Source organism: uncultured Kocuria sp., assembly GCF_947500125.1.
Classification (GTDB): domain Bacteria; phylum Actinomycetota; class Actinomycetes; order Actinomycetales; family Micrococcaceae; genus Kocuria.
This window is the reverse complement of sequence record NZ_CANMRA010000046.1, coordinates 1-20,602: the sequence shown is the minus strand read 5'-3', so window position 1 is coordinate 20,602 and position 20,602 is coordinate 1. Positions and strand designations below refer to the sequence as shown.

Annotated in this window: 20 protein-coding genes; 11 read left to right on the top strand and 9 right to left on the bottom strand. The window is 73.1% G+C overall.

Features of this window, described 5'->3' with window-relative positions; translation table 11 throughout:
* Positions 1-721 (top strand): ABC transporter ATP-binding protein (locus tag Q0817_RS18645; protein ID WP_298591627.1); only part of this gene is annotated, 721 nt, incomplete at its 5' end.
* Entirely contained in the window at positions 718-1,515 is a 798-nt protein-coding gene (locus Q0817_RS18640) for an energy-coupling factor transporter transmembrane protein EcfT (protein WP_298591626.1), read from the top strand. The genes Q0817_RS18645 and Q0817_RS18640, both read left to right, overlap by 4 nt.
* Positions 1,516-1,525: 10 nt before the next feature.
* Here the strand turns inward: Q0817_RS18640 and Q0817_RS18635 are convergent, their stop codons facing one another.
* From Q0817_RS18635 to Q0817_RS18620, 4 genes are all read right to left on the bottom strand, one after another.
* A complete protein-coding gene (locus Q0817_RS18635; RefSeq protein WP_298591625.1) occupies positions 1,526-2,407 on the bottom strand; it encodes an aminotransferase class IV in 882 nt (293 codons plus the stop codon).
* A gap of 28 nt (positions 2,408-2,435) precedes the next feature.
* On the bottom strand, positions 2,436-3,029 hold the full coding sequence (locus Q0817_RS18630; protein ID WP_298591624.1) for a uridine kinase: 594 nt from the start codon (positions 3,027-3,029) through the stop codon (positions 2,436-2,438).
* Positions 3,026-3,565: a low molecular weight protein-tyrosine-phosphatase gene (locus Q0817_RS18625; RefSeq protein ID WP_298591623.1), complete on the bottom strand. Its 540-nt coding sequence runs from the start codon at positions 3,563-3,565 to the stop codon at positions 3,026-3,028. The genes Q0817_RS18630 and Q0817_RS18625 overlap by 4 nt, the downstream gene beginning before the upstream one ends.
* A gap of 83 nt (positions 3,566-3,648) precedes the next feature.
* Positions 3,649-5,598, bottom strand: a complete 1,950-nt coding sequence (locus Q0817_RS18620; RefSeq protein WP_298591622.1) for a BCCT family transporter — start codon at positions 5,596-5,598, stop codon at positions 3,649-3,651.
* A gap of 325 nt (positions 5,599-5,923) precedes the next feature.
* Here Q0817_RS18620 and dnaK point away from each other — a divergent pair, with 325 nt between their 5' ends.
* The 4 genes from dnaK to Q0817_RS18600 all read left to right on the top strand — a co-directional run bounded on the left by dnaK (position 5,924) and on the right by Q0817_RS18600 (position 10,065).
* Positions 5,924-7,780: a molecular chaperone DnaK gene (gene dnaK / locus Q0817_RS18615; protein WP_298591621.1), complete on the top strand. Its 1,857-nt coding sequence runs from the start codon at positions 5,924-5,926 to the stop codon at positions 7,778-7,780.
* Complete coding sequence (locus Q0817_RS18610; RefSeq protein WP_298591620.1) at positions 7,777-8,442, top strand: nucleotide exchange factor GrpE; 666 nt, start codon at positions 7,777-7,779, stop codon at positions 8,440-8,442. The genes dnaK and Q0817_RS18610 overlap by 4 nt, the downstream gene beginning before the upstream one ends.
* 164 nt (positions 8,443-8,606) lie before the next feature.
* Entirely contained in the window at positions 8,607-9,623 is a 1,017-nt protein-coding gene (locus Q0817_RS18605) for a DnaJ C-terminal domain-containing protein (protein ID WP_298591619.1), read from the top strand.
* A gap of 1 nt (position 9,624) precedes the next feature.
* Positions 9,625-10,065: a heat shock protein transcriptional repressor HspR gene (locus Q0817_RS18600; RefSeq protein WP_298591618.1), complete on the top strand. Its 441-nt coding sequence runs from the start codon at positions 9,625-9,627 to the stop codon at positions 10,063-10,065.
* Between the two features lie 27 nt (positions 10,066-10,092).
* Here the strand turns inward: Q0817_RS18600 and Q0817_RS18595 are convergent, their stop codons facing one another.
* Genes Q0817_RS18595 through Q0817_RS18585 form a run of 3 tightly spaced genes read right to left on the bottom strand, consistent with a single transcriptional unit; the run spans position 10,093 to position 12,174 of the window.
* Positions 10,093-10,587, bottom strand: coding sequence for a GNAT family N-acetyltransferase (locus tag Q0817_RS18595; RefSeq protein WP_298591617.1), 495 nt, complete (start codon positions 10,585-10,587; stop codon positions 10,093-10,095).
* Positions 10,584-11,375 (bottom strand): tRNA (guanosine(46)-N7)-methyltransferase TrmB, encoded by a 792-nt coding sequence (trmB, locus tag Q0817_RS18590; protein ID WP_298591616.1) that lies wholly within the window; start codon positions 11,373-11,375, stop codon positions 10,584-10,586. Before trmB ends, Q0817_RS18595 begins: the two co-directional genes overlap by 4 nt.
* A gap of 4 nt (positions 11,376-11,379) precedes the next feature.
* Entirely contained in the window at positions 11,380-12,174 is a 795-nt protein-coding gene (locus tag Q0817_RS18585; protein ID WP_298591615.1) for a TIGR00730 family Rossman fold protein, read from the bottom strand.
* A 106-nt stretch (positions 12,175-12,280) separates the two neighbouring features.
* Between Q0817_RS18585 and Q0817_RS18580 the strand changes: the two genes are divergently transcribed.
* The 3 genes from Q0817_RS18580 (at position 12,281) to Q0817_RS18570 (ending at position 16,308) form a co-directional block, all read left to right on the top strand.
* On the top strand, positions 12,281-13,543 hold the full coding sequence (locus Q0817_RS18580) for a multidrug effflux MFS transporter (RefSeq protein ID WP_298591614.1): 1,263 nt from the start codon (positions 12,281-12,283) through the stop codon (positions 13,541-13,543).
* Positions 13,544-13,921: 378 nt separating this feature from the next.
* On the top strand, positions 13,922-15,367 hold the full coding sequence (locus Q0817_RS18575; RefSeq protein WP_298591613.1) for a sodium:alanine symporter family protein: 1,446 nt from the start codon (positions 13,922-13,924) through the stop codon (positions 15,365-15,367).
* 65 nt (positions 15,368-15,432) lie between these two features.
* Positions 15,433-16,308, top strand: a complete 876-nt coding sequence (locus Q0817_RS18570; protein ID WP_298591612.1) for a D-hexose-6-phosphate mutarotase — start codon at positions 15,433-15,435, stop codon at positions 16,306-16,308.
* A 42-nt stretch (positions 16,309-16,350) separates the two neighbouring features.
* Here the strand turns inward: Q0817_RS18570 and Q0817_RS18565 are convergent, their stop codons facing one another.
* Positions 16,351-18,051: an HNH endonuclease signature motif containing protein gene (locus Q0817_RS18565; protein ID WP_298591611.1), complete on the bottom strand. Its 1,701-nt coding sequence runs from the start codon at positions 18,049-18,051 to the stop codon at positions 16,351-16,353.
* A 150-nt stretch (positions 18,052-18,201) separates the two neighbouring features.
* Entirely contained in the window at positions 18,202-18,597 is a 396-nt protein-coding gene (locus tag Q0817_RS18560; RefSeq protein WP_298591610.1) for a hypothetical protein, read from the bottom strand.
* Positions 18,598-18,785: 188 nt separating this feature from the next.
* Here Q0817_RS18560 and Q0817_RS18555 point away from each other — a divergent pair, with 188 nt between their 5' ends.
* A complete protein-coding gene (locus Q0817_RS18555; protein ID WP_298591609.1) occupies positions 18,786-19,562 on the top strand; it encodes a type 1 glutamine amidotransferase domain-containing protein in 777 nt (258 codons plus the stop codon).
* A 137-nt stretch (positions 19,563-19,699) separates the two neighbouring features.
* Complete coding sequence (locus Q0817_RS18550) at positions 19,700-20,452, top strand: SDR family NAD(P)-dependent oxidoreductase (protein WP_298591608.1); 753 nt, start codon at positions 19,700-19,702, stop codon at positions 20,450-20,452.
* Positions 20,453-20,602: the final 150 nt, after the last annotated feature.

Genomic DNA, 20,602 nt, shown 5'->3' with positions numbered 1-20,602 from the left:
CGCCCGCCGCCGGGCGCGGCGCCGCGGCCGCCCCCTGACGGACGCCGCCGCGGGCAGGGATCTCCCCACGGCGGTGACCGGAGTGGGCCTGAGCCTGCGCCGTGGCCGCGCGCTCGCGCTGACCGGGCCCAACGGCGCCGGCAAGTCCACGCTCGCGCTGACGCTGGCGGGTCTGCTGGCCCCGGTGCGCGGCACCGTGACCGCCCACCCGCGCCTCGACCGCGGCGCGGGCCCCGACCCCCTGGAGTGGAGCGGCCGGGAACTCGTGGCCCGGATCGGGACGGTCTTCCAGGAGCCCGAGCACCAGTTCCTGTGCGCCACCGTGCGCGCCGAGCTCGAGCACGGCCCCCGGCTGGCGGGCACGCCGGCGGCCGAGCGGCAGCGGCGCACGGACGAGCTGCTCCGCCGGCTGCGGCTCTCCCACCTGGCCGACGCCAATCCGTTCACCCTCTCCGGCGGCGAGAAGCGGCGGCTGTCCGTGGCCACGGTGCTCGCCACGGAGCCGGACGTCCTGGTGCTCGACGAACCCACCTTCGGGCAGGACGCCCTGACGTGGGCGGAGCTCGTCGACCTGCTCGTGGAGCTCCTCGACGCCGGCACGTCGATCCTGGCCGTGACCCACGACGAGGACTTCGTGCGGGCCCTCGGCGCCGAGGTGCTCGAGCTCGGGCAGTCCGGTCCTCGCGTCCCGTTGCGGCCGGCCCCGGAGCCGGCCCGGTGAGCGCCCCCGCGATGGCGCCGTCGTCCCGGACCTCCCTGCTGGGACGGACGAACGCGGTGGTCAAGCTGGCCGGGGCGCTGCTGCTGACCGTGGTGCTCCTGCTCAGCGCGGACCCCGTGACGTCGGGCACCGTGCTGCTGGGCGAGGTGCTGCTCCTGGCGCTGGCGGGTCAGCACCCGTTCGCCCTGCTGCGCAGGGCGTGGCCGGTGGTCGTGGCGGCCCTCGTGAGCGGGTGGGGCACGGCCCTGCTCGCCGAGGACTCCGGGCCGGTGCTGCTCGACCTGGGGGTCACCGGGATCTCGGCCGGCTCGGTGGCCGCGGGCGCGGCGATCGCCCTGCGCGGGCTGGCGCTGGCGCTGCCCGGGCTGATGCTGGTGCTCACCACGGACCCCACGGACCTCGCCGACGGACTCGCCCAGACGCTGCGCCTCCCGGCCCGCTTCGTGCTGGCCTCCCTGGCCGCGCTGCGGCTGGTGGGCGTGATGGTCTCCGAGTGGGCCACTCTCGCGATGGCGCGGCGGGCGCGCGGTGCGGGGTCCGGGTACGGGCCGGTGGGCGCGCTGCGGGAGTTCGGCGGTCAGGCGTTCACGCTGCTGGTGCAGTCCCTGCGCCGGGCCACCCGCCTGTCGGTCACCATGGAGGCCCGCGGCTTCGGCGCGGGTCCGCGCACGTGGGCCCGCGTCCCGGGGTACTCCTGGCGGGACGCCGTGGTCCTCGCGGGCTGCGCGGCGGCCGCCGCGGCGGGCCCGGCGGTGTCCGTCCTGCTTGGCACGCACCGGTTCATCTGGGCCTGAGCGAGAAGGGTCAGGCCTGCGAGACCCAGCTCGTGACGAGACGGGTCAGGTCCGGGTCCACCGGCAGCGGCTGGTGGTCGAGCCGGCGCACCGGCACCGCGAGCCGGACGCTGGAGACCAGCCACACGGCGTCCGCCTCCATGAGGTCCGCCGGGTACAGCGGGCCGTAGCCGAGCTCCCAGCCGTCCCGGCGGGCGGCGGCGAAGATCTTGGCCTGCGTGGTGCCGGGCAGGATCCCGTGCGAGGGCTCCGGTGTGAGCAGGGTGCGGTGGCCGGCGCGCACGCGGGCGCAGACCACGGAGGACGTCGCCCCCTCGAGGACCCTGCGGCCCTCCGTGGTGAAGACCGCCTCGTCCGCGCCGAGGGAGCGGGCGTGGCGCAGAGCGGCCATGTTGATCGCGTAGGAGAGCGTCTTGGCCCCCGGCAGCAACCACGGGTACCCGGCGTCCTGGGCGGGGTCGTGGCCGCGCGGCAGCAGCACCGCGGTCACGCCCTCCCGGCGCTGGCGGAACGTGGTCTCGGGCACGGGGCTCACCGCGACCCAGGACCACGGGCCGTCCTCCGGGGTGCCGCGGCTGATGACGACCTTGACGCTGTGCTCGGCGCCCAGCCCGCCGTCCCCGCCGGGCGCGGCGTGGGCGAGCGCCAGCTCCACCGCCCCGCGCACGTCCCGCGCGGACGGCACGGGCAGCTGCGCCAGCCGAGCGGAGGCCGACAGCCGCTGGTGGTGGGCCTCGAACTTCTGCACGCTCCCGTCGACGGCGCGCATGGTCTCGAAGACGCCGTCCCCGCGGGTGAGCCCCTGGTCGTCGATCCGCACGAGCGGGACGGACGGATCGACGAGGACGCCCCCGGGGTGGGCGGCGTCGAGGACGACGACGGTGCTGGTCACGGATCCTCCTGTGGGTGCGTCCGGGGGCTCAGCAGACGGGGCCGGGGTGCAGGATGTCCACCTGTTCCCAGACGTGGTCCTCCGCCAGGTAGGCGTCCTCCTGGGCGGCCCAGCGGTCCCAGTGCTCGGCGTAGTAGGAGCCGTCACGGCTCAGCGCGCGGTCGTAGCGCAGGGAGGTGGGCAGCTCGACCCACACGGAGACGTCCAGCAGCTCCCGGGCCTCGGCGCTGCAGGCGCCGACGCCCTCCAGGATCACGACCTCCGCGACCCGGGTCAGCCGGGGCGTCCCCGGGGAGCCGGTGACCCAGTCCCAGGCGCTCCACTCCGCGTCCCGGCCCTGGTCCAGAGGAGTGAGGACCTCGTCCAAGTAGGTCCGCCGGCCGGGTCCGAGTCCGTCCCAGCCCGGATAGAGGTCCTCGAGGTGGAAGAGCGTCACGTCCCGCACCGGGCGCAGCACCGCGGCGAGCTGCTCGGCGAGGCTGGTCTTGCCGGCGCCCGAGCGCCCGTCGATGCCGATGAGGTAGGGGCGGCGGGTGGGGGAGGGGAGCAGCCGCGCCAGGTTGGTGCCGGCGGGGTTGGCCGCGGCGAGCGACGGGTCCAGCTCGAGCTCGATGTCGATCACGCGCGTCCGGCGTCCTGCGCGGAGTCCCGCGCGGAGCCCCGGTCGGGGGCGAGCTCCCGGGCGACGGCGCGGACGACGCCCGGCACGGCGGCGGCGATCATCCCGTAGGTGGTCTCGAAGTCCTCCGGGCCCCCGTACCAGGGGTCGTAGATACCGAGGTCGTCGGGCTCGAGGTCCTCGACGGCGGGGTCGAACTCCCGCAGCAGCCGCACCTTGGCGGCGGCGGGCCCGTCCGGCGCGAGCGCCCGCAGGCGCCGCCAGTGGACGACGTCCAGGGCGAGCACGAGGTCGCGGTCGTCGAAGCGGAGGGGGTCGAAGACCTGGGCGGCGTGCCGGGAGGCGTCGAGCCCCTCGCGGCGCAGGAGGTCGCCGGCGCGGGGGTCCACCGGGCTGCCCAGCTCCTCGTCGCTGACGCCCGCCGAGTCGATCCGCACGCGCTCGGCCAGTCCCGCGGCGTCGAAGGCGCGGCGCAGGGCGAACTCCGCCATGGGCGAGCGGCAGATGTTGCCGGTGCACACGGCCACGATCGAATACATAGCGGGCAGTCTAAGCCGTCCGGTCCCGGCACGAGAAGTGCGGCCGCCGCCCGAAGGCGACGGCCGCACTCGCGGTCGGTGTGTCAGGCCCGGTTGCCGGCCGGATCGAGCTCGCGCTCCTCGTCCGGGTCCAGGCGGGATCCGTCCTGGTCCGCACGCGGGCCGGACTCCGCGGCGAGGTCGATCTCGTCGCCGTTCTCGTCGACGCGCCGGTACCAGTCGGTGACGTCCGGGTGGTGGGAGTCGAACGTCTCGCCCGCGGCGCGGGAGCCCGGGGCGTGCTCCACCTGCAGGGCGAAGTCGTCGCCGTGCTCCTCGATGCCGTGGATCACGGCCTTGCGCACCGCCGTGAGGGCGAACGCGTGCCGGATCGTGGCCGGGTCGCTGCGCAGGTCCTTGTAGAAGGCGACCATCAGGAACGCGACGATCACGGCGAACGGCAGGGCCGAGACGGTCACCAGGTTCTGCATGCCGGTCAGGGCGTCGTCGCCGCCCGCGAGCATCATGACCGCCGCGATGCCGCCGAGGCACAGGCCCCAGAACACGACGACGAACCGGGTCGGCTCGGGCCGGCCCCGCTGGGAGAGCGTGCCCATGACGATGGACGCCGAGTCCGCGCTGGTCACGAAGAAGATGGCGATGATGACCATGGCGAGCACCGACGTGATCGCTCCGAAGGGGAGGGCGTCGAGCATCCCGAACAGCACGGCCTCCTGGCCGCCGGCGGCCGCGAGGTCGGTCCCGGTGCGCTGCAGGTACATGGCGGTGCCGCCGATGACCACGAACCAGAGCACGCACATCGAGGAGGGGACCACGAGCACCACGGTGACGAACTGGCGCAGCGTGCGTCCGCGGGAGATCTTGGCGATGAACATCCCGACGAACGGGGACCAGGACAGCCACCACGCCCAGTAGAAGACGGTCCAGCCGCCGGCGAAGGCGGTCGCGTCCTCGCCCCAGCCGCCGGTCTGCCCGGTCATCCACAGGTACTCCTGCAGGTAGGTGCTGAACACGGCGGGGACGAGGTCCAGGATCAGGACGGTGGGCCCGGCCACGAACACGAACAGGGCCAGCAGGAAGGCCAGCAGCAGGTTCGTGCTGGAGAGGTAGCGGATGCCGCGGGCCACGCCGGAGACGGCGGAGATCACGAAGGCGGCCGTGAGGACGGCGATGACGGCGATGAGGCCCCCGTTGCCGAGCGGTCCCCAGCCGGCGACGATCTCGAGGCCCCGGGCGATCTGCAGCGCGCCGATCCCGAGGGACGCCGCGGTGCCGAAGAGGGTCGCGAAGATCGCGAACACGTCGATGAGCCGGCCCAGGCCGCCCTCGGCGCGCTGCTGGCCGATCAGCGGCACGAAGATGCGGCTGATGAGCGGGGGGCGTCCGCGGCGGTAGGCGCCGTAGGCGACGGCCGCGCCGACCACGGCGTACATGGCCCAGGGGTTGAGGCCCCAGTGGAAGGCCGTCTGGACGAGCGCGTAGACGGTCATCTCCTCGGAGCCGGGCTCGGCCCCGAAGCCGGGGACGCCCGCGCCGAAGTGGCTCAGCGGCTCGGAGGCGCCGTAGAACATCAGGCCGATGCCCATGCCGGCGGCGAAGAGCATGGCGAGCCACGAGAAGAAGGAGTACTCGGGCTTCTCGTCGTCCATGCCCAGCGGGATGCGGCCCGTGCGGCTGAAGCCGATGACGAGCATGAACAGGACGGCGGCCGTGGACAGCGCGGTGAAGAACCAGCCGGCGTTGCCGGTGACCCAGCCCAGGGCCGCGGTGGAGGCGGCGGTCAGGGACTCGGTGGACAGCACGCCCCAGGCGATGAACGCCACGATCAGTGCGGCGGTGACGAGGAAGACCACCTTGTCCGTGCCGTAGCGCAGCTTCTGGTCCTCCACGGCGATGCCGGGGACCAGGGCGGGGTGGATGCCGTGGGGATAGTTGATCTCGCGCAGCACCTCCCGGGGCTTCGTGCGGCGGGAGGCCGGGGAGGACCCTGCCGGGCTCGGGGATTGCGACGAATGGGGTGGCGTGGTGCTCACAGAGGCTCCTGCAGTGTCGGGGTGCGTGCGGTGGCGTGTCGGTGCGTGCGGTGGCGTGCGGGGCGGACCCGGAGGTGTCGTGGGGCGCCCGGCACTCCGGGCACAAGGACCCAGTCTACCGAAGAGCTGCCACGACAGAAGAGGATGAGCGCAGTCTCACATCCGGTGCCGCAGATAGGTTGAGTCGATGTGGCTCAAGTCGAGTTGACATCCGCGGCCGGCGTGGCAGACTTGAGCCAGGAAAACTCAAGAACTGAGACCTCCGGGACCCAACGGGGCCACCACGGCCCGCCCGGTTCAGCTCGACCCGAAGGAGAACACGTCCATGTCTCGTGCAGTAGGAATCGACCTCGGCACCACCAACTCCGTGGTGTCCGTGCTGGAGGGCGGCGAGCCCACCGTCATCGCCAACGCCGAGGGCAACCGGACCACGCCGTCCGTCGTCGCCTTCTCGAAGGACGGCGAGACCCTGGTCGGCGACATCGCCAAGCGCCAGGCCGTCACCAACGTGGACCGCACCATCGCCTCGGTCAAGCGCCACATGGGCACCGGGTGGTCCACTGACATCGACGGCAAGAAGTACACGCCGCAGGAGATCTCGGCGCGCATCCTCATGAAGCTCAAGACCGACGCCGAGTCCTACCTGGGCGACAAGGTCACCGACGCCGTGATCACCGTCCCGGCGTACTTCAACGACGCCGAGCGCCAGGCCACCAAGGAGGCCGGCGAGATCGCGGGCATGAACGTGCTGCGCATCGTCAACGAGCCCACCGCCGCGGCGCTGGCCTACGGCCTGGAGAAGGGCAAGGAGGACGAGCTCATCCTCGTCTTCGACCTCGGCGGCGGCACCTTCGACGTCTCCCTGCTGGAGGTCGGCAAGGACGAGGACGACTTCTCCACGATCCAGGTCCGTTCGACCGCCGGTGACAACCGGCTCGGCGGCGACGACTGGGACCAGCGCGTGGTCGACTGGCTGCTGGCGCAGGTGAAGCAGAAGACCGGCGCGGACCTGTCCAAGGACAAGATCGCGCTGCAGCGTCTGAAGGAGACCGCGGAGCAGGCCAAGAAGGAGCTCTCCTCCGCGACCAGCACCAACATCTCCCTGCAGTACCTGTCCGTGACCCCCGAGGGCCCGGTGCACCTGGACGAGCGCCTCACCCGCGCCAAGTTCGAGGAGCTCACCCGGGACCTGCTCGAGCGCACCGAGAAGCCGTTCAAGGACGTCATCGCCGAGGCCGGCATCTCTGTGTCCGACATCGACCACGTGGTGCTGGTGGGCGGCTCGACCCGCATGCCCGCCGTCGCGGAGACCGTCCAGCGCCTGGCCGGCAAGGAGCCCAACAAGGGCGTGAACCCGGACGAGGTCGTCGCCGTCGGCGCCGCGATCCAGGCCGGCGTGCTCAAGGGCGACCGCAAGGACGTGCTGCTGATCGACGTGACCCCGCTGTCGCTGGGCATCGAGACCAAGGGCGGCGTGATGACCAAGCTCATCGAGCGCAACACGGCCATCCCCACGAAGCGGTCCGAGACCTTCACCACCGCGGAGGACAACCAGCCGTCCGTGTCCATCCAGGTCTTCCAGGGCGAGCGCCAGTTCACCCGGGACAACAAGAACCTGGGCACCTTCGAGCTGACCGGCATCGCCCCCGCCCCGCGCGGGATGCCGCAGATCGAGGTCACCTTCGACATCGACGCCAACGGCATCGTGCACGTCTCCGCGAAGGACAAGGGCACCGGCACCGAGCAGTCGATGACCATCACGGGCGGGTCCTCCCTCTCCAAGGAGGACATCGACCGCATGGTCAAGGACGCCGAGGCCAACGCCGAGGCGGACCGGGTGCGCCGCGAGGCGGCCGATCTGCGCAACAACGCGGAGCAGCAGGCGTACTCCGTCGACAAGCTGCTGAAGGACAACGACGAGAAGCTGCCCGCGGACGTCAAGTCCGAGGTGCAGGCGGACGTCGACACCCTGAAGCAGGCGCTCGAGGGCGAGGACGACGACGCCGTGAAGACGGCCTACGACAAGCTGCAGCAGTCCCAGACCAAGCTCGGCGAGGCCCTCTACGCGCAGTCGCAGACCGAGGGCGCCGAGGGCGCCCCGGGTGCGGGCGCGACCGGTGCCACCGGTGACGAGGACATCGTCGACGCCGAGGTCGTCGACGACGAGGACGAGAAGAAGTGAGCATGCCCGACCCCACGCCAGGACCCGACGAGAACGCGGCGGAGAACGGACCCGGGAACGCTCCCGGCGATCCCGCCGCGCAGCCCGACGAGCACCGCGCGCAGGACCCCGGCACCGGCCCCCAGGAGGAGGCCGGCCCGGAGGGCCTGACGGTGGACGACATCCTCGGGACGCCCCAGTCGACCGACGCGGAGTCCGGGGACGCCGCCGCGGCGGCGGGCGCCGAGGGGGAGGAGTCCCCGTCGGCGGCCCTCGCCGAGGAGCGGCTCGAGGAGCTGCGCCGGCTGCAGGCCGAGTTCGTGAACTTCAAGCACCGCACGGCGCGCGAGAAGGAGCAGCTGCGGACCTTCGTGACGGGCGACCTCCTGCAGATGCTGCTGCCGGTGTTCGACGACATCGACGCGGCCCGGCAGGCGGGCGACCTCACCGACGGCCCGTTCGCGGCGATCGCGAACAAGCTCGAGGAGACCCTGGTGCGGCAGGGGCTCGTGCGCATCGGGGAGATCGGGGAGAAGTTCGACCCGAACGTCCACGAGGCGGTGCTGCAGCAGCCCACGAGCCAGGTCGAGCCGGACCAGGTCTCGATGGTGCTGCGCTCCGGCTTCCGGATCGGCGAGCGCGTGGTGCGGCCGGCCCAGGTCGCCGTCGCGGTCGCCGAGTGAGGCCGGTCCCGGCCTGATCCGAGCGGCGGCAGGGGAGGTCCGTCCCGCGGGCCTCCCCTGACCCGTCCACCCGTCCCCGGCGCCGCGGCGCCGGGGACCACCCCAGGACTCCCACCGGGCCCTGCTCGACAGGACCCCGACCGGCCCCACAGAAAGGAGGCGTCATGGCCAGCCAGGACTGGATCGACAAGGACTTCTACAGCATTCTCGGCGTCTCCAAGGACGCGTCCGCAGCCGACGTCAAGAAGGCCTACCGCAAGCTCGCCCGCCAGCACCACCCGGACCAGAACCCGGGCGACGCGGAGGCCGAGCAGCGGTTCAAGGACATCACGGAGGCGAACTCCGTCCTGTCCGACCCCGAGGAGCGCAAGCAGTACGACGCGATCCGCGCGATGGGCTCCGGCGCGCGCTTCACCGCCGGCGGCGCGGGCGGTGCGGGCGGCTCGGCGAACTTCGAGGACCTCTTCGGCGACATCTTCGGCGGGGGCGGCGGAGGGCGCCGCCGCCGCACGACCTACTCCACGGGCGGTGCGGGCGGCCAGCCCGGGTTCGAGGACCTGTTCGCGCAGTTCGGCGGGCAGACCGGGTACGGGGCGCCGGGCGGCTACGGCGGCTACCAGGCCCCGTCGGCGCGCGGGGAGGACATCCGGACGGAGACGACCATCCCGTTCCGCTCCTCGGTGCACGGCACCACGATCAAGCTGCGCCGCGGCAACGGCCAGGAGACCACGGTGCGGATCCCGCCCGGCGTGCGGGACGGGCAGAAGCTCAAGCTCGCCGGCAAGGGCCACTCCGGCCCCGGCGGCGCCGGTGACCTCTACGTCACCGTCCACGTGACGCCGCACGGCTTCTTCCGGCGGGTCGAGGGCACGGACGACGTCGAGGTCACGGTGCCGATCTCGTTCCCCGAGGCGGCCCTGGGCGCCACGATCGAGGTGCCCGTGCTGGACGGCGGCACGGTGCGCCTGAAGGTGCCGGCGGGCACGTCCTCGGGCCGGCGCTTCCGCGTCAAGGGTCGCGGGTTCAGCACGGCCAAGGGCGCGGGGAACCTGATCGTGACGGTCGAGGTGCACGTGCCGGCCGAGCTGGACGAGCAGGCGCAGGACGCCGTCCGGGCGTTCGCCGAGGCGACCTCGGCCGAGGACCCCCGGGCCGGCCTGGCCGCGAAGGCACGGGTGTGAGATGGCACTGGACGCCGACCAGCCGCTGTTCGTGATCTCCGTGGCCGCGGAGATCGCGGAGATGCACCCGCAGACCCTGCGCCAGTACGACCGGCTCGGTCTCGTCAAGCCGTCCCGCGCCCCGGGCCGGGCCCGCCGCTACTCCCAGCGCGACATCGAGAAGCTGCAGCAGATCCAGGTGCTGTCCCAGCAGGGCGTGTCCCTCGAGGGCATCCGGCGCATCCTCCAGCTGGAGAACCAGGTCGCGGCCCTGCGGTCGCGGGTGGCCGAGCTGTCCCAGGAGCTCGAGATCGCCCGGGACCGGGCCGAGGAGTCCTCGCGGATCTTCGCCGCCGGTGTCGGCGGGGACGTGGTGCGCATGGCCCGCGGCGCCCGCCCCCGCGCCCGCAAGATCTCGCAGGCCGTGGTGCTGTACCGGCCCCCGCGCCAGCAGGAGCGCTGACACGCCCCCGTCCCGGACCGGGGCGTGTCAGCGCAGGTGCTTCTCGAAGCCCGCGTCGTACACGCCGCCCGGGTAGACCCGGGCGGTCCCGGGCAGGGGGACGTACCCGCTGCTGCGGTAGAGGGCGAACGCCTCGGGCTGGCGGCTGCCCGTGGTGAGGTAGACGCGCCGATAGCCCGCCGCGGCGGCGAGCCGCTCGAGCTCGGCCAGGACCCGCCGCGAGATCCCGCGCCGACGGTGCGCCGGGGCGGTCCACACCCGCTTGAGCTCGGCGGTGGCGTCGTCGTGCCGGCGGAACGCGCCCCCGCCCACCGTCACGCCGCCCTCGAGGAGCAGCAGGAGCCCTCCGGCGGGGGCGGTGAAGTCGTCCACCGGGTGGTGCGCCATCTCCTCGGCCCCGATCTCGGGCCCGTAGCGCTCCACGTACTCGAGGTGCAGACCCTCGAGCAGCGGCCGCGTCCGGGGATCGCCCGGGAGCACGACGACGAAGCCGTTCCGCTCCGGACCGGGGGCTGCGCTCACGCCGTCCGGCGGTAGACGAGGTCGCGCGGGACCCGACCCGCCTCCCGCGCCTTGCGCTCGAAGCTCGTGAGGACCCGTCCCTCCCAGCGGGGGGCCCAGCCCGTGTCCGGGTGCTCGTCGTCGGCGAGCGGGCCCGGGTGGACGTTCTCGAAGTGCGGGGACGCATCGAGGACCTCGCGCATCACCAGGGCGTACTCCTGCCAGTCCGTGGCGAGCCGCCACAGCCCGCCCGGCACGAGCACCCGGGCGGCGAGCTCCGCGAACGCGGGGGAGACCAGGCGCCGCTTGTGGTGGCGGGTCTTGTGCCAGGGGTCCGGGAAGAACACCCACAGCTCGTCCACCGAGGCCGGGGCGAGCAGGTGCTCCAGGACCTCGGGAGCGTTGGCCTGCACCACACGGACGTTGTCCACGCCGGCCTGGCCCGCCTTGAGCAGCAGGTCCGCGATCCCGGGCTTGTACACCTCGACGGCGAGGAAGTTCCGGGCGGGGTCCTCCGCGGCGGCGTGCACGACCGCCTCGCCCAGACCCGAGCCGACCTCCACGACCAGGGGCGCCTCGCGCCCGAAGGCCGCGGCCGCGTCGAACTCGTGGTCGGGGTGCACGGAGGTGTCCGTGCGCACGCGCGGGACGTCGAGCACCCGGGTGGGCGCCCAGTCGTCCCAGGCCTTCTGTCTGCGGGCGGTGAGGCGGTCGCCGCGGCGCACGAAGGAGTACGGCCGGCGGTGGAACTCCTCGGGGACGGGGCCCTGTGCGGGCCCCTCTGCGGGGGAAGGGGTGTGCTCGCTCATCGCCCTACATCCTAGGCGCAGACCGGGTGGGTGCCGACCGGGTGGGCGCAGATCCGGTGGGCTCAGAGCGGGTGGGCGCAGACTCGGTGGCCGCAGACCGGATGGGTGCAGACCGGGTGGGCTCAGATCCGGTGGCCGCAGACCGGGTGGGCGCAGACCGGGTCGGTGCAGATTCGGTGGGCGCAGATCCGGTGGGCGCAGACCCGGTGGGCGCCGGCACGCCGTCCGGGGCGGGCGGCTCGGGCCAGCGGCGGCGCGGCGCCTCCCACACCGCGAACCGGGCGAGCAGCTCGTCCGCGTCCTGGGCGACCACGGCCGCGTCCCGGTACTCGGGGCGCACGAGACCGGCCGCGGACATCGAGGCCACCGCGTCCAGCAGGGGCCTCCAGTAGCCGGCCACGTCGAGGAAGCCGACCGGCTTGGCGTGCACCCCCAGCTGCAGCCAGGTCCAGGCCTCGAAGATCTCCTCGAGGGTGCCCAGGCCGCCGGGCAGGGCCACGAACCCGTCCGCGAGCGCGGCCATCTCCGCCTTGCGCTCGTGCATCGTCCCGACGATGCGCAGCTCGGTCAGTCCCGGGTGGGCGGTCTCGTCGTCGACGAGGGACTGCGGCATGACCCCGACCACCTCGCCCCCGGCGGCCAGCGCGGCGTCGGCGACGACGCCCATCAGCCCCACGTGGCCACCGCCGTAGACGATGCCCACGCCGCGGCGGGCGAGGGCGGTGGCGAAGGACCGGACGGCCTCGGCGAACAGGGGGTCGGAGCCGAGGGAGGCCCCGGTGTACACGGCGAGTCTCATGGGGACATTGTCGCCCGTCCCTGCCGCCGTCATGTCCGCCGTCATCCCCGAGGTTGCGGCGTCGATAGCATGAGTCGCGCCCCGCACCCGTGCCGAAGGACCCTCCATGAGCTCACCGCCGCCCGACGACCCCGTGCGCTCCCGCCTGCGCCTCTCCGGCGGCAGGGACCGGGTGGTGCTGGTGGCGGCGCTGGGGATCCTCAGCGCGGTGAGCCCGATGGCCACGGACATGTACCTGGCCTCGATGCCGGCCATGGCGGGGCACTTCGGGGCGTCGGCCTCCGCGGTGCAGCTGACGCTGACCACCTACATGGTCGGGATGGCCGTGGGGCAGTTCCTGCTGGGGCCGGTGTCCGACGTGCTCGGCCGGCACCGCCTCATGGTGGCCGGCAACGCGCTGTTCCTGCTCAGCTCCGTCGCCGTGGTCCTGGCCCCGAGCATCGGGGTGGTGCTGGTCCTGCGGGCGGTCCAGGGCCTCGCCGGGGCGGCGGGCGTGGTGATCGCCCGCGCCGTGGTCTCGGACATCGCCTCCGGCCGCGGGGCCGCCAAGCTGTTCTCGATCCTCGCGACCATCACGTCCCTCGCCCCGGTGGTGGCCCCGCTGCTGGGCGGGGTGATCGCCACGGTGGCCCCGTGGCAGACCGTGTTCTGGGTGCTCGCGGCGTTCGGGCTGCTGATGCTGGCGTGCTCCGTGCTCGTGGTCCCGGAGACCCTGCCCCCGCACCGCCGGCACCGCGGCGGGGTGGGCGCGGTGGTGACCGGGTCCTGGCGGGTGCTGCGCACCCCGTCCTTCATGGCCTACGCCCTCGCCTTCGGTCTCGCGTTCGGCGCCCTTTTCTCCTACATCTCCGCGTCCTCCTTCGTGGTGCAGAACGTGCTCGGCTACTCGGCGCTCGGCTACTCCGTGGTCTTCGCCGTCAACGCGGGCGGCTCGATCCTGGGGGCGGTCGTCAACACCCGTCTCGTCGACCGGGTGGAGCCCGGCACCATCCTGCGCACCGCGATCGTGGTCATGGCCACCGTCAACGTGGTGGGCCTGGGCCTGGTCCTGGCCGGGATCACCGGGTGGACCACCCTGGCGCACCTCTTCGTGAGCCAGACCTGCATCGGCTTCGTCATGGGCAACGCCGTGGCCCTCGCCCAGGGCCGGGTGCCCGGCCGGGCCGGTGCCGGGTCGGCGGTGCTCGGGCTGGTCCAGTTCCTCCTGGGCGGGCTCGTCAGCCCGCTGACCGGCCTGGCGGGTCAGCACACCGCGGTGCCGATGGCCGTGTCCATGGCGGTGTGCTCGCTGCTCGCCGCCGGCGCCGTGCTGCTCGCGCGCCGGCTCTCCCGGTGCGGCCCCGGCGATCCCGCTGCCGCCGATTCCTGACCGCCCCTGAGTCCTAGCCGCCCCTACCGCCCCTGAGCCCTGGCCGCTCCTGAGCCCTGGCCGCTCCTGAGCCCTGGCCGCTCCTGAGCCCTGGCCGCTCCTGAGCCCTAGCCGCATCCGAGTCGTGGGTGCGCCGGGGCCGTTGCCGTCGTCGGGTCGTGGAGGCACCCGAGCCGTCACCGCCCCTGAGCCGCCGCCCTGGTCTCCACGCCTCCTCCGTCGGTACAGGGCCGAGACGGGCCGAATCGACACCGGCCACGGTCTCCCCTTCCTGGCGGGCGGACCGCCGGACCTGTGATTAGATTCCTTCGGCCGAGACGGAGGTCACAGCCCCGTCCTGGTCGATCCCTGACCCACCCGACACCCACGGGAGAACACATGCTCCACACCATCGAGACCGCCCTCGGCGAGCTGGGCGGCATCATCTGGGGGCCCTACGTCCTCATCCCCCTGCTGCTGCTGACAGGCCTGTACCTGACCGTCCGGCTGGGCGGGCTGCAGTTCCACAAGCTGGGCTCCGCGCTGCGACTGGCCCTCTTCGAGCGCCGGGACGCCGAGGCCCGAGGCGGCGACGTCTCCCAGTTCCAGGCGCTGACCACGGCGCTCGCCGCGACCGTCGGCACCGGCAACATCGTGGGCGTGGCCACGGCCATCTCGATCGGCGGGCCCGGTGCCCTGTTCTGGATGTGGGTCACCGGGCTGCTCGGCATGGCCTCCAAGTACTCCGAGGCGTTCCTGGCCGTGCGGTTCCGCACCACGGACGCCAAGGGGGAGATCTCCGGCGGGCCGCAGTACTACCTGGAGCGCGGCATCCGCAACGGGTTCGGGAAGTTCCTGGCGATCTTCTTCGCCATCGCCGCCGCGCTGGCCGCGTTCGGCATCGGCAACATGACCCAGGGCAACGCGATCGCCTCGAACGTCGAGGGGTCCTTCGGGGTGCCGACCTGGATCACCGGCATCGTGCTCGCGGCGCTGACGCTGGTCGTGCTCGTCGGCGGCATCCGGACGATCGGCCGGGTCACGGCCGCGCTCGTGCCGTTCATGATCCTCTTCTACGTGCTGGGCGCGCTGTTCATCCTGATCGTCAACGTGGCGGCGCTGCCGGAGGCGATCGCCCTCATCTTCACCGACGCCTTCACCGGCACCGCGGCCGTCGGCGGGTTCGCCGGCTCGGCCATCATGCTCGCCGTGCAGATGGGCGTGGCCCGCGGGCTGTTCTCCAACGAGTCGGGCATGGGCTCGGCGGCCATCGCGGCCGCGGCGGCCCAGACGACCCACCCGGTCCGGCAGGGGCTGGTCTCCATGACCCAGACCTTCATCGACACGATCATCGTGGTGAGCTTCACGGGCCTCGTCCTCATCACCACCGGGGTCTGGGAGCAGGGCGCCGACTTCGCCGCCACCATGACCGGCGACGCCTTCAGCCAGGGCCTGCCCGGCGAGTGGGGGCACGTCGTGGTGACCGTGGGGCTCGTCCTCTTCGCGTACTCGACGATCCTGGGCTGGGCCTACTACGGCGAGCGCTGCATGGAACGCCTCTTCGGGCGCCCGGCGGTAATGCCCTACCGGGTGGTCTTCTCCCTCGTGGTGTTCGTGGGCGCCACCGTTCCGCTGGCCGTCGTGTGGAACTTCGCCGACGTGATGAACGGTCTGATGGCGCTGCCCAACCTCCTCGGGCTGCTGATCCTCTCCGGGCTGATCGTCCGCGAGACGAAGCACTACCTGGACCACGACCCCAAGCTGCGGGCGGACCGCCGGCAGGTCGAGGGGTTCATGGAGGGCCACCCCGGAGCGATCGACTCGTACGAGCACACCGGCGTCTGACAGCCGTCGGCGCACGAGGGCCCGGTCACCTGACGGGGACCGGGCCCTCCGTCTAGCCTGAAGGCATGAGCGAACTTCCCGATCCCCGCCCGTTCTCCTGCGCGGACGCCACCGGTGCCGTCTACGACCAGGGCGCGCACGTGACCGACTGGATCCCCACGGGCCACGCCCCGGTCCTGTGGCTGTCGCCGAGCACGGCGCTCGAGACGGGCAGCCCCGTGCGCGGTGGCGTCCCGATCTGCTTCCCGTGGTTCGCGGACGGGGCGGAGGGCGGGCGCAAGCCCAAGCACGGGTTCGCCCGCACGCTGCCGTGGAACGTCGAGTCGCGCGAGTCCTCCGACCACGAGGCGATGGCCGTGTACCGGCTCTCGGACGCGGACGTCACGGATCCCGCGCACCGGGAGCAGTTCCCGTACCAGTTCGAGGCGTACTGCGTGGTGCGCTTCGGCACCGAGCTGTCCCTCGAGTTGAGCGTCACGAACACCGGTGAGAGCCCGTTCGACTTCGAGGAGGCCCTGCACGCGTACCTGGTGGTGGGGGACGTCCGGAAGATCCGGGTCGAGGGCCTGGACGGCGCCTCCTACCGCGACAAGGTCCTGGAGCGGGAGGGCTGCGTGCAGGAGGGGGACCTCCGGTTCGACGGCGAGACCGACCGGGTGTACCGCTCGAGCGGGGACGTGGCCGTCGTGGACCCCGTGCTCGGCCGGGTGCTGCGGATCCAGAAGAAGAACTCCGACACCACCGTGGTGTGGAACCCCGGGGCGGAGAAGGCGGCCGCGATGTCCGACGTGGGGCCGGATGGCTGGACGGACTTCGTGTGCGTGGAGGGAGCCAACACCCACGCCGACGCCGTGCACCTGGAGCCGGAGGAGACCCACAGCATGGGCTACCGGCTCTCGGTGGAGACCACCGCGGAGGACCCCGGCCGGCCTCCCGCCTGACGGGCGGGCGGTCCCAGCCGTCAAGGGGAGGCCGGCCGGCGGTCAGAACGGGGGAGGGTCCGCCTCGTACGGCACGGAGCCGTCCGGCACGGAACTGTCCGGCACGGAAGTGTCCGGCACGGAGCTCGCAGGCACAGCCGTGGGCCGTGCGGCGCTGTCGTGCACGGCCCGGTCCGGCTCCGTTGTGCCCGACCCCGGTGCGTGCGGCACGGCGCTGTCGTGCACAGCCCCGTCCGGCTCTGCTGTGCCCGACCCGGTTGCGCCCGGTGCGAGCCCGGCCGAGGGGTCCGGCACCGTCCGGTACGTCCGTCCGGCCGGTGACGTCCACTCGAGCACTCCGCCGCAGGGCGCCGGTCCGAGCTGCCGCACCGACCACCGGCCGAGAGCGCCGTTGCGGTGCTTGACGAGATGGTGGTGGCGGCACAGGTGGGCCAGGTTGTCCGCCGCGGTCCGACCGCCGTCCTGCCACGCCACCGTGTGGTCGAGGTCGCAGCGCTCGGCCCGCCGGCGGCAGCCGGGAAAACGGCAGGTCCCGTCGCGGAGCCGCAGCCTGCGTCGCAGATCCGCGGGCACGGCGTAGGTGGTGCGGTCGTGGTCGAGAACGGCGCCGGTGACGGGATGGGTCAGCACGCGCTGCCACGACGGGGCGCCGGCGGCCAGCTCCCGGGCGGTCTCCGCGCCGATCGGACCGTGACCTGCCAGCACCGGGGCGTCCGTGGGCACACCATCGGCCGGGCCACCGGGACGGCACCCCAGCAGCGTGAGCACGGGGACCGTCACACAGACCTGCCCCCGCACATCGCGCGGGAACGCGGGGTCGTCGGGGACCTCCCCGGCCAGCAGGAGGTCGGCGAGGACGTCCGCCCGCAGCTGTGCCTCGGTCCGGACGGCCACGGCACGCGGCGACGCCACGGGCTCGAACTCCTCCGGGGCACGGTCCGCCCCGGCACCGGGTGCCGCCTCCGCGGGGTCGAGGAGCGCCACGATCGCGTCGAGCCGGTCCTGGGCCGCGAGCGCGGTGGGCGCGTCCAGCAGGGCGTGCAGCCACGCCATGCCGTCCTCACCGTGCTCGACCCACACGCGGCGGCCGGCACGGGCCGCCCGGTGCCTCGCCTCGTGCGTCTCGGCCAGCAGCGCCGCGCGCCGGCGCCGGGCCCACGCGCGCAGCTGCGCCACCGTGCAGTACGGGGCCCGCTCCGTGAGTTCCGCGGCGAGCCGCTGCACGAGGGCGTGAGGTGCCTCCTGCTCCGCGGGGGCGTCCTCGACCAGCTCGCGCCACTGGTCGGTGATCACCGAGGCGTGGCGGGCGCTGAAACGGCCCGCCTCCAGCGCCTCGAGGGTCTCGGGCAGGTACAGCCCGAGCACCAGGGCCTCGCGGACGCGCCCGAGGGCCGTGCCCGCGGAGAGGTGGAGCGCCGGGCCGATCTCGTCGGCCAGGTCGCGCACCATCTGCTCCTCGGTCTCCAGCAGGGAGCACACGAGCTCGTCGGCCTCGTACGGCATCAGCCCGGCGGAGGAGACCCAGTCGATCTCGCGGTCCTCCCAGGCCAGCAGCCACAGCCGGTGGATGCAGCGCAGCTGGCGCCCGGCCTCCCGCGCCTGCGCGGCCGCCGAGTCCACGAGCTCCCCGACGACCGCCCGCACCTCGGCGCGGACGCCGGCGTCCAGGACCCGCTCCCCGACGGGAGCGGCTCGGTGCGGACCCGGAGCGGGACGGGCCCGGCGGTGCGACGTCGTCGTCATGGGTCCCATTCTCCCGGGCTGCTCGGACGTCCTAAGGGATCCGGACGCCCGTCCGGGGCGCCGTGCGCCGCGCCCGGCCGGAAACGGGAAACGGGTGCCGCCCGTCCCTCGGGACGGGCGGCACCCGCGGGGCTCCTCGGGGAGCCGTGCCTACTTGGAGACCACCAGGGCCGCGGCGATCGCGGCCAGGAAGGCGTCCTTCGAGAGGCCCGTGCCGGCCTCGGTCGGGCGGACCCCGTCCTCCTGGGTCATCTCGGGGTTGCGGAAGTACATCGAGAGCAGCCCGGCGGAGAACGCGCCGAGGGCCAGGCCCGCGAGGCGCTTGTTGACGAACGGCGTCAGCAGGGCGGCGCCGATGCCGATCTCCGAGTACGCCACGAACTTGCCGAACGTGTCGGCGTCCCACTCCTTGAACTGGGGGACGCCGGTGGCGGCGAACTGCTGGAGACCCGCGGCGGCCTCGGTGGGGAGGTCCTTCTTGCCGTAGCCGGACTGCAGCAGGTAGGCGCCGGAGACGCCGCGCAGGATCGCGTTGGAGAGGCTCATGGTCGGTCCTTTCAGGAGGGCGAACAAGGTCATTGAGTCGTCAATGACCCTATCAGGGGAGGTCCCGCGCCCACCCCGCGGGAGGGGCCCGGAGCGAACACCCGCACCGGGGACGGTCCGCGGCGCCTAGGCTGGCCACCCGCTCGCAGGACGCCCTCCGCGTCCCGCCACCCGACGGAAGGACAGACATGGACATCGAGACCATGAAGAAGGTTCTGCTCGTTCTCACCAGCCACGACACCCTCGGCGACACCGGGGACCCCACCGGCTACTTCGTCGGCGAGGCGGCCCACCCGTGGAAGGTGTTCCGGGACGCCGGATACTTCGTCGACTTCGCCTCGATCGCCGGCGGGCAGCCCCCGCAGGACGGCAAGGACGAGGAGGACGAGGTGCAGCGGCAGTACCTCGAGGACGAGACCGTCCGGGCCTCCCTCTACAACACCCCGCGGATCAGCGTGGTCGACCCGGCCCAGTACGACGCCGTCTACCTCGTGGGCGGGCACGGCACCATGTGGGACTTCGCCGGCAACACCGACCTGCAGTCGCTGGTGGCGGCCGTGCACGACGCCGGGGGAGTCGTCGGCGCCGTCTGCCACGGACCGGCCGGGCTCGTCGACGTCGAGCTCTCCACCGGACTGCGCATCGTCGAGGGACGCAAGGTGGCCGCGTTCACCAACGCCGAGGAGGACGAGGTCGGCAAGTCGGACGTCGTCCCGTTCCTGCTCGAGGACAAGCTCGTCGAGCAGGGCGCCGACGTGCGGACGGCCCCCAACTGGAGCGAGAACGTCGTCGTGGACGACCGTCTCGTCACCGGGCAGAACCCGCAGTCCGCGGCCGGCGTGGCCAAGGAGATGACCAAGCTCCTGACCGAGGTGGTGCGCGGGCAGAAGGCCGCCCAGGAGGCGGACTCCGCCGCGCTGCGCCGGGCGCACGACGCCGAGAAGGCCGAGGACGACGAGGGCTGAGCACCGGCCCGCCGGGGCGGGAGGAACGACGCGAGCGGAAACGCCCGCGCATTCCTCGCGGGTTCCGACGTTTCCCGACAGACTGGGAGCGTCGGGCCGCCCGGTCCGGCCCAGCGGACACACGGCAGGAGAACCACATGGCTGACCTCAGGGACAAGGTCGCGCTCGTCACCGGCGCCGCCTCCGGCATCGGCGAGGCCTGCGCCAAGGACCTCGCGGCGCAGGGCGCCAAGGTCGTCGTCACGGACATCGACGCGAAGCGGATCGACGACGTCGTCCAGGCGATCATGGCCGCCGGCGGCGACGCCGCGGGCTTCCGGCAGGACGTGGCGAAGCCCGAGGACTGCGAGGCCGCGGTCGAGTTCGCCCAGCAGACCTACGGCGGGCTGCACCTCGCGGTGAACAACGCCGGGGTCGGCGGCAGCGCGGACGCCGTCGGCGAGTCGGACCTCGACGCGTGGGTGCGCACCGTGCAGATCGACCTGCACGCCGTCATGTTCGGCATGCGCTACCAGCTGCCCGCCATCGAGCAGGCCGGCGGCGGGGCGATCGTCAACATGGCCTCCGTCCACAGCACCGTGGCCACCGCCGCGGGCAACAGCGCCTACACCGCCGCGAAGCACGGCGTGGTCGGCCTCACCAAGCAGGCCGGGGTGGAGTACGGACAGCGCGGGGTGCGGATCAACGCCGTCGGTCCCGCCTACATCGAGACCCCGCTGCTGAGGACCGCCCCGGCGGCCGTCCTCGAGGGGCTCGCCGCCAAGCACCCTCTCGGCCGCCTGGGCCGCGCCGAGGAGGTCGCCGCCCTGACCACGTTCCTGCTCTCGGACAGGGCCTCCTTCATGACGGGCGGGTACTACCTCGTCGACGGCGGCTACACGGCGCTGTAGCCGCCTCTCCGGCGCACCTCGTCCCGCCGGCACCGTCTCGCGAACTCACCGCGTCGGTGCGAGACGCGGCAGAAAACGGTATGAATCAAGCTGTTTGCGACAGCTGTGGGTTGATGGGGTTGAGTGGCTGGTTGATCCAGACCTCGGTGG

What these genes read in the sequence shown, in the direction of transcription:
- Q0817_RS18625 (WP_298591623.1), bottom strand. Translation starts at nt 3,565, where the DNA reads ATGTATTCGATCGTGGCCGTGTGCACCGGCAACATCTGCCGCTCGCCC.
- dnaK (WP_298591621.1), top strand. Translation starts at nt 5,924, where the DNA reads ATGTCTCGTGCAGTAGGAATCGACCTCGGCACCACCAACTCCGTGGTG.
- Q0817_RS18605 (WP_298591619.1), top strand. Translation starts at nt 8,607, where the DNA reads ATGGCCAGCCAGGACTGGATCGACAAGGACTTCTACAGCATTCTCGGC.
- Q0817_RS18600 (WP_298591618.1), top strand. Translation starts at nt 9,625, where the DNA reads ATGGCACTGGACGCCGACCAGCCGCTGTTCGTGATCTCCGTGGCCGCG.
- trmB (WP_298591616.1), bottom strand. Translation starts at nt 11,375, where the DNA reads ATGAGCGAGCACACCCCTTCCCCCGCAGAGGGGCCCGCACAGGGCCCC.
- Q0817_RS18585 (WP_298591615.1), bottom strand. Translation starts at nt 12,174, where the DNA reads ATGAGACTCGCCGTGTACACCGGGGCCTCCCTCGGCTCCGACCCCCTG.
- Q0817_RS18580 (WP_298591614.1), top strand. Translation starts at nt 12,281, where the DNA reads ATGAGCTCACCGCCGCCCGACGACCCCGTGCGCTCCCGCCTGCGCCTC.
- Q0817_RS18575 (WP_298591613.1), top strand. Translation starts at nt 13,922, where the DNA reads ATGCTCCACACCATCGAGACCGCCCTCGGCGAGCTGGGCGGCATCATC.
- Q0817_RS18570 (WP_298591612.1), top strand. Translation starts at nt 15,433, where the DNA reads ATGAGCGAACTTCCCGATCCCCGCCCGTTCTCCTGCGCGGACGCCACC.
- Q0817_RS18565 (WP_298591611.1), bottom strand. Translation starts at nt 18,051, where the DNA reads ATGACGACGACGTCGCACCGCCGGGCCCGTCCCGCTCCGGGTCCGCAC.
- Q0817_RS18560 (WP_298591610.1), bottom strand. Translation starts at nt 18,597, where the DNA reads ATGAGCCTCTCCAACGCGATCCTGCGCGGCGTCTCCGGCGCCTACCTG.
- Q0817_RS18555 (WP_298591609.1), top strand. Translation starts at nt 18,786, where the DNA reads ATGGACATCGAGACCATGAAGAAGGTTCTGCTCGTTCTCACCAGCCAC.
- Q0817_RS18550 (WP_298591608.1), top strand. Translation starts at nt 19,700, where the DNA reads ATGGCTGACCTCAGGGACAAGGTCGCGCTCGTCACCGGCGCCGCCTCC.